A 7,513-nucleotide genomic window follows, 5' to 3' on the forward strand; every position below is an offset into this window, starting at 1 on the left:
CAACCGAAAGTATGTTACCGCGTGATGCTTCTACATTTTCGTATTTGGTAGACATGCTGTACGACATATCTTTCCACTTTTTGCCCTGTATAAATTGTACCCGGTATAATTGAAAAACCACTGCGGCTGCAAACAGCAGTATAAGGCCAAAGGCTATATAAACACGTAAAAGTATATTGGTCCTAATTCCCATCGGCTACCTCCACTTTCTCCACAATTTTTTGCGGTGGCTGTACCGATTCACGTACACCCAGCGTATCGGCACGTTTGGCTACTTCGGTAAGGGTGCTTTTGTAAGCAAGGTCGGCTTTGGCTACTTTATAGTCCCAGCTTAGTTCTTTTACCTCTTTACCTATCTTATCAATATCGCGTATGTTTTTCTCGGCCAAATGCCTGTTGGCAATATATATCATGCATAAAAACGCCACATATAAAACAAAGGGCAAAGTGCGGGTAGCTTCTTCGGCAGTGACGAAGCCCTTGCTTAAAAATTGGGTGAAAAAATTGTCGGGAATCTCCTTTACCGCAGGTTTTTCCTCCACAATCAGTTCCTTCTCAATTTCTTCTTCCTGAATTTCTGTACGTAAACGATTGGTCATTTTTTTACAGCTATCCTTAATTTTGCGCTGCGCGCGCGGTTATTTTGTTTTATTTCTTCTTCTGTTGCGGTTATGGCCCCACGGCTTACCGCATCAAAAGGTTTTTGATCATTTCCAAAAAAATCCTTCTCCACCTCACCGCTAAATTTGCCTTTGGCGATGAAGTTTTTAACCAGCCTATCTTCCAGCGAGTGGTACGACATGACCACCAAACGCCCACCCGATACCAGCACCTCTGCTGATTGTATCAGGAAATCTTTTAAAGCCTCCAGTTCCTGATTTACCTCAATGCGCAAGGCCTGGAAAACCTGGGCCAGGTATTTATTTTCTTTCCCTTTTGGGATGCGATTAGCTATAGCATTTTTCAGATCGGCCACGGTAACAATAGGCGCGTTCAATCTTGCTGTCGCGATGGTGTTGGCTAATGATTTGGCATTTTGTATCTCGCCATAAATGCCGAAAATGCGGTGCAGATCAGCCTCACTATAAGTATTTATTACCTGTTTAGCGGTTAGGTCTGACGATTGGTTCATGCGCATATCCAGTTCCGCGTCAAAACGGATGGAGAAACCACGCTCGGCCTGGTCAAACTGGTAGGACGAAACACCCAAATCGGCCAGTATGCCATCCACCGGGATAACCCCATGCAGGCGTGCAAAATTTTTAAGGTAGCGGAAGTTCTGGTCAACAAACACAAAGCGATCATCATCGATCATATTTTGCTGCGCGTCGGCATCCTGGTCAAAAGCCAGCAAAGTACCGTCTTCGCCCAAATGCTTCAATATTTCGCGGGAGTGACCACCGCCACCAAAAGTTACATCTATATAAGTACCATCCTTGCGAATGTTTAAGGCTTCAATACATTCCTGCAGCATTACGGGGTTATGATAGTTACTCATCTTTCTTCCTCCCCGCATTGCCCATTACTTCCTCGGCCAGATTAGCAAAGTTTTCGGGCTCGTTATCCATTTGCGCTTCGTAAGCATCCTGCGCCCAAACTTCTATTTTGTTAAACTGGCAGGATAACACCACATCGGCATTAATACCACCATACTCTAATAAAGCCTTTGGCAAAAGCACACGCCCGGCAGAATCCAAAGTCAGTTCAGATGCGCCACGAGTGAAGTAGCGGATAAACTCGCGCGTTTTTTTCTCGTACTGGTTAAGCTGACTAAGCTCGGTAACTATTTTATCCCACTCTTTACGGGTATAGATAACCAAATGCTTTTCAAAGCCACGATTAATGACAAGCCCCTCACTTACAGCTTCGGGAAGCTGTTTTTTGAGGCCAACAGGGATCATCATCCGCCCTTTAGCATCCAGTTTACAATCAAATTCACCCAAAAAATTGGACATAGCTACACTTTGGCAATTATTGTAACGTAAAAGTAAATTAGTTTTACCACTTTTTAACACTTTTTACCACCAAAAGTTTTCAACATATTTAAAGCGAGTAGTTTACTACCACTTTGGGGTCAGAATCACAGATTTGATTGAATGATAATTACTTAGGAAAATAGTAGCAATTTCTTTCTCTTGTTGTCTTTTGGACCGCCGGCAGAAATCTATACACGCGTTAATTACATGTGTATAGATCTCTCACTTCGTTCGAGATGACAGTTTGAATTATTATATTGGATACGGAAACACAAAAGAGTGCTGTCAGTCTGAGCGCCGTCGAAGACTGGGCGGGCAGAGGCTTATGTGCTCATGCTTCCACGGCGCTCAGTATTCAGCCCTACTGCGAGAATTAAATAACCCCATACAAAGCCCCTCCCACTTCCCCCATTTTATCTACCAGCTTCTCTACCTCCGGGTCTTTCTCCAACACCGGTGCGTGGTGTGGTTTAATGCGAGCATCTATTATCAGTGGACCATTGCAACCCCAGTGTTTGTGCTCGGTAAATTCATTGATACCATAAATATCATGCGATGGGTTGCTGCGAGTAAAGGTTACCCATACAAAGTTATCAAGGTTTTGAGCAGTGAAGGCTGCGTTATCGCATAGCACCATTAATGGCAGTCCGCTCAGTTCCTTTTCGCCCAAATGTTCCTGTAATATTTCCAGCATCAACGGCATATCACTGGTGCGTATGTTTTTGGGAATCTCAACAGCCAGTACACCAGGCATCACCATTTTATAGTTCATAAACGGCATGGGCAGGTCAAAAGTTGAAGGCAGCTTTGTCCAAAGTTCGCGTTTAATATCGCCGGCTATGGTTATGGCAACCTTGCTGCCTGCGTTCAGGCCGTCGCCGCTATAATCTAAAGTATCAATAGTGGTTTTGGTATAAAAGTGCAAATCGCGGGTAAGATCAATACGTTGTAGCACGTGCTTTAAAAACCCGCCGATATCGTTTACACTTAATGATGGGTCATCCTCCTGCGCTACAATAAACAGGTATTTGGCCAGGCTTAATTGGTTTTTGCCTAATATATGGTTGGCAATGGTTAGTATTTCTTGTGGTTTGCGCTCTTTTAAGTAAGGCGTATAGCGTTCGCTGCCAATGGCAAACAGCAAGGGATGCACCCCGGCAGCATCAACCGCGTTAACGGCACGTAGTCCGGGTATTTCCTGCGGCAGGGCCGAGCCGGTAATTTCATGTATCAGCGCGCCAAAGCTGGTATCTTCCTGCGGCGGGCGGCCCACAACTGTAAACGACCATATAGCATCTTTACGATGGTACACATTATGCACCTTCATCAGCGGGAACGGATGCTTTAAGCTATAATAACCCAAATGATCACCAAACGGGCCCTCGAGTTTGTTTTCGTGCGGTGCTACTGTTCCGGTAATCACAAAATCCGCATCGGTCGAAATACAAAAACCTTCGTCGTCATAAAAATACCGGAAACGGCGGTTACCCAACGCCCCCGCAAAGGTCATTTCCGAAAGGCCTTCGGGCAATGGCATTACCGCTGCCACCGGATGCGATGGCGGGCCGCCTACAAAAATACTTACCTTTAATGGCTGTCCCTTGGCGTTGGCCTTGGTTTGGTGCACACCAATGCCGCGGTGCAGCTGGTAATGCAGGCCAATCTCTTCATTTAATATATAATCATTACCGGCCAGTTGTATGCGGTACATACCCAGGTTGGCATTCATAATACCGGGCTTGTCGCTGTCTTCGGTATATACCTGCGGCATGGTTACAAACGGACCGCCATCCTTGGGCCAGTTTACAATTTGTGGTATATCGCTGATATGGCATTTGCTGAAATTAGAAATACTTCCGCTTTTCATAGGCAGGGCCGATAGCGCGGTAAGCGCCACATCGGCATATTTAAAAGGGTTTTTTATCGCTTTCAGCGGATCGCTTTTTAAATCGACCAGCGTTTTTACCTTATCCAGGGTATCACGAAAAATAAACTTCGACCGTTCCAACGTACCAAACAGGTTTGATACTGCCTGGAACTTGCTGCCTTTTACATTTTCAAATAATATAGCCGGGCCTGCATGTTCAAATACACGCAGGTGTATAGCCGCCATTTGTAAATGCGGGTCCACTTCATCCTTAATACGTATTAAATGACCATGTTTTTCAAGGTCGGTTAAACAGGCTTTTAAACTTGGGTACCCCATATAGTTATTGTTGGCAACAAATGTACAAATTGAAAAAGTGTAATCTTTAAAATGTGAAACTGATTATTGGCAGCGCACGGTATTTCGGTATCTTTAATAAATTTTAAACTGTACTTGTATCTGCTTGTTATAAGTATCAATTTCATATATATGACGGTAATTGAACTTACACTAATTATTTTGATCGGATCGTTCTTCGCAGGTTTACTTGGTTCATTAACCGGTTTGGGTGGGGGGTTTATTATAGTTCCCTTACTGGCTATTGCTTTGCCTATTGATATCCACTACGCCATAGGTGCTTCATTAGTGTCGGTTATCGCAACATCTTCGGGTTCGGCAGCAGCGTATGTTAAAGAGGGTATAACAAATATGAGGCTGGGTATGTTTTTAGAAATAGCCACTACCATGGGCGCGTTATCGGGCGCTATAGTAGCTGTTTTCATCTCCACCCATTTTATCGCTGTTCTTTTTGGGGTCATTTTATTCTTTTCGGCTTTGATGTCGCTTAAAAAAAAGCCTGAAATAACTAACACACAACCCAGTATGTTAGCTAAAAAACTACGGCTAAACTCCAGCTATCCCACAGTAAAAGGTGAAGTACACTATAACATAACCAATGTTATAGGGGGCTTTTTTATGATGCTTTTTGCCGGTGTAATATCAGGTTTATTGGGTATTGGTTCGGGCGCGCTAAAAGTGGTTGCTATGGACGGCATTATGCGTATACCTTTTAAAGTATCAACCACTACCAGTAATTTTATGATAGGGGTTACCGCCGCGGCAAGCGCTGTTGTTTATTTGCAACGCGGTTATATTGATCCGGGGTTGTCCATGCCCGTGGTTATAGGGGTGTTGCTGGGCGCATTTACCGGATCGAAAATATTGGTACGTACAAAATCTACAGGGTGGCTGCGTAATATATTTGTAATAGTAGTATCAATATTGGCCATACAAATGATATATAATGGTTTAACAGGTAAAATATAAAAGTATGGTAAAGATCAAAGATAGAGATATAAAGGAGCTGATAGGTTGGACACTACGTCTTGGCGTACTTATATCTGTGGGCATAGTATTTATAGGTGGTGTACTATTTATATACCGGCATGGATACAGTACCGCCAATCACAAAGTCTTTAAAGGTGTACCTGCTTTTTTAAAAAGTAACTCCGGAATTATTGATGGCATTTTAAGTTTAAAGGGACAAGCTATTATACAAGCCGGTATTGTATTATTAATTGCCACGCCTGTTGTAAGGGTAGCATTTTCGGCTATCGCATTTATATTGGAGAGAGATTTTTTATATACCATTATATCCCTGCTTGTTTTGACCATCATACTGGCAAGTATATTTAGCGGAAATATTGGTTAAATACTAAAACTTATTTGGTGTTTAATCAGTATAAGGGGGGATGAGAAGGCTCAACGTAAAATCAACCCTGTTTAAAAGTGCGGGTTACTACATGGACGAAAAAATTTTAGAAGTAGAATTCAGAGAGACCGGCGAGGTGTGGCAGTACCATGCTTTTCCGCAGCTGGCCTATAAAAAGTTTGTTAACAGCTTTTCGCTGGATGATTTTTTTATCAGTCGTATAAAAAATAAGTATAAAGAAGTACAGGTAGACAACCAAACAGCAAATACTGGTAAGATATCAAATCAGTAAAATTCATTTGATTTTTTTAGTAATTTCGGTGCGTTATTACCGTTGATATTAAAAAAATGAATAAAGTTACCTTTTTAGTTATATCGTTACTTTTTACGGTAAGTGTTTTTGCACAAGCCGAACCCGCCAACTATAGTGTTGCTGCAAACAAGTTTAAAGAGCTTTATAACAGCGATAAAATAGATGACATTTATGGCATGTTTAGTGCCGAAATGAAAACCGCACTGCCTGCCAATCAGTTTAAAACTACAACTGCGCAGCTAAAAGCCCAATTAGGTAGCCTTTTAGCTGTCGACCTTGTAAAATACGAGGCCCCTTTGGCTGTTTACAAAGCCAAATTTCAAGCCAGCACGTTCCTGCTTAATATATCGTTAAATAACTCATCGCAATTTACCGGGTTACTTTTAAGCCCATACCAGGAACCACGGACAGCCATAGACGACCCCTCAATTGTTGAAACACCCGTATCGGTTAAAATATTATCCGGGTTAATTTCGGGTACTTTGGCTATGCCTAAAGCTGCTACTGGCAAAGTACCGGTGGTTATTATCATCCCCGGCTCGGGCGCTACAGACCGCGACGGAAACAACGTAAAAGCCAACCTGAATACCAATGCCTATAAAATGATTGCTGCCGGGTTGGGCAAAAACGGCATTGCCTCGTTACGTTATGACAAGCGTATGGTTGGCGAAAGCGTGACTTCTGTAAAAGAAGAAAATATGCACTTTGACGATTATATTGACGATGTGTATTCATTGATAAGCTACCTGAGTGCCGACCAACGCTTCTCTAAAATAATTTTAATGGGGCATAGCGAAGGATCATTAGTGGGTATACTAGCCGCTACCAACGAAAACGTCAAGGGTTTTATATCCATTGCCGGCGCCGGCGTACCTGCCGACCAGATACTAACCGAGCAAATGAAAGCACAGCCGCAATACCTGGCCGATGAGTTTAAAGTAGTATTAGATAGCTTGCGTAGAGGTAAAATTGATAAAAAGGTTGACCTTACCTTATACTCCATAGCCCGCCCAAGTATACAGCCTTACCTGATGAGCTGGTGCCGATTTGACCCGGCCAGGGAAATTAAAGCACTTAAGATACCCATTTTAATAATACAGGGCACAACAGACTTGCAGGTAAATGAATCAAACGCCGAGAAGCTTAAAAAGTCAAAAACCACCGAGCTTTTGATCATCCCCGGCATGAACCATATACTTAAAGAAGCCCCTGCCGACCGCGAAAAAAACATGGCTACCTACACCCAACCCGACCTGCCGCTTAAACCCGAACTGGTACCCGCTATGGTTGAATTTATTAATAAGATAAAGTAGGCGCTCGGATCTGTAGTTGCGTGGATATGCAGATGTGAAATTTGAGAGGTAATTTTTGGTAAAATGGTTTACACAGGTTTACATAATTCGAAAAAAAATTAATTTAATTATTTGATTATCAATTAATTAATAAAAAATATGGCGAAAAAGTGTTAACCATTAAATTTACCATTTAAGGCTATCTTTTTAAGGCTCAATAATCAGACGCATAGCGGCACATAAAAACTCATCATTTATATTTCCACATGCGGGTTTTGCCTTCGGCGAGCCATTCAAGTGTAGTTTCCAGTCGTTTTTGGCGGGTGGTATCGGTTTTGGCTTCATCTAACCATT

General features: G+C 42.6%; 10 protein-coding genes. 4 read left to right on the forward strand and 6 right to left on the reverse strand.

Going from position 1 to position 7,513, the window contains the following annotated elements:
• The 5 genes from ABI367_RS01045 to ABI367_RS01065 all read right to left on the reverse strand — a co-directional run.
• A partial coding sequence (locus ABI367_RS01045) for a hypothetical protein (protein ID WP_462229361.1) occupies positions 1-193 on the reverse strand: 193 nt, incomplete at its 3' end.
• The gene (locus ABI367_RS01050; protein WP_462229363.1) at positions 183-599 is read right to left on the reverse strand and encodes an FtsL-like putative cell division protein; all 417 of its coding nucleotides are present in this window, start codon (positions 597-599) and stop codon (positions 183-185) included. The genes ABI367_RS01045 and ABI367_RS01050, both read right to left, overlap by 11 nt.
• Positions 596-1,498 carry a 16S rRNA (cytosine(1402)-N(4))-methyltransferase RsmH gene (rsmH, locus tag ABI367_RS01055; protein WP_462229365.1) on the reverse strand — a complete coding sequence of 301 codons (903 nt, stop codon included), beginning with the start codon at positions 1,496-1,498 and terminating at the stop codon, positions 596-598. The genes ABI367_RS01050 and rsmH overlap by 4 nt, the downstream gene beginning before the upstream one ends.
• A complete protein-coding gene (mraZ, locus tag ABI367_RS01060; protein WP_462229367.1) occupies positions 1,491-1,955 on the reverse strand; it encodes a division/cell wall cluster transcriptional repressor MraZ in 465 nt (154 codons plus the stop codon). The genes rsmH and mraZ overlap by 8 nt, the downstream gene beginning before the upstream one ends.
• A gap of 394 nt (positions 1,956-2,349) precedes the next feature.
• Entirely contained in the window at positions 2,350-4,182 is a 1,833-nt protein-coding gene (locus tag ABI367_RS01065) for a UbiD family decarboxylase (RefSeq protein ID WP_462229369.1), read from the reverse strand.
• A 150-nt stretch (positions 4,183-4,332) separates the two neighbouring features.
• On the opposite strand from ABI367_RS01065, the gene ABI367_RS01070 reads away from it, so the two are divergent.
• From ABI367_RS01070 to ABI367_RS01085, 4 genes are read left to right on the forward strand one after another with little or no spacing between them, the layout of a single operon-like run.
• Positions 4,333-5,169: a sulfite exporter TauE/SafE family protein gene (locus ABI367_RS01070; RefSeq protein WP_462229371.1), complete on the forward strand. Its 837-nt coding sequence runs from the start codon at positions 4,333-4,335 to the stop codon at positions 5,167-5,169.
• 4 nt (positions 5,170-5,173) lie between these two features.
• On the forward strand, positions 5,174-5,554 hold the full coding sequence (locus ABI367_RS01075; RefSeq protein ID WP_462229373.1) for a DUF1634 domain-containing protein: 381 nt from the start codon (positions 5,174-5,176) through the stop codon (positions 5,552-5,554).
• Positions 5,555-5,594: 40 nt separating this feature from the next.
• Positions 5,595-5,846 carry a KTSC domain-containing protein gene (locus ABI367_RS01080; RefSeq protein WP_462229375.1) on the forward strand — a complete coding sequence of 84 codons (252 nt, stop codon included), beginning with the start codon at positions 5,595-5,597 and terminating at the stop codon, positions 5,844-5,846.
• A gap of 56 nt (positions 5,847-5,902) precedes the next feature.
• The gene (locus tag ABI367_RS01085) at positions 5,903-7,180 is read left to right on the forward strand and encodes a serine aminopeptidase domain-containing protein (RefSeq protein ID WP_462229377.1); all 1,278 of its coding nucleotides are present in this window, start codon (positions 5,903-5,905) and stop codon (positions 7,178-7,180) included.
• 229 nt (positions 7,181-7,409) lie between these two features.
• Here ABI367_RS01085 and ABI367_RS01090 read toward each other — a convergent pair.
• Positions 7,410-7,513, reverse strand: a 104-nt coding sequence (locus ABI367_RS01090; protein ID WP_462229379.1) for a YdeI/OmpD-associated family protein, incomplete at its 5' end; no start/stop codon positions are given.

Origin of the sequence: Mucilaginibacter sp., from assembly GCF_039935595.1 — a bacterium.
In the GTDB taxonomy this organism is placed as follows: Bacteria; Bacteroidota; Bacteroidia; order Sphingobacteriales; family Sphingobacteriaceae; genus Mucilaginibacter.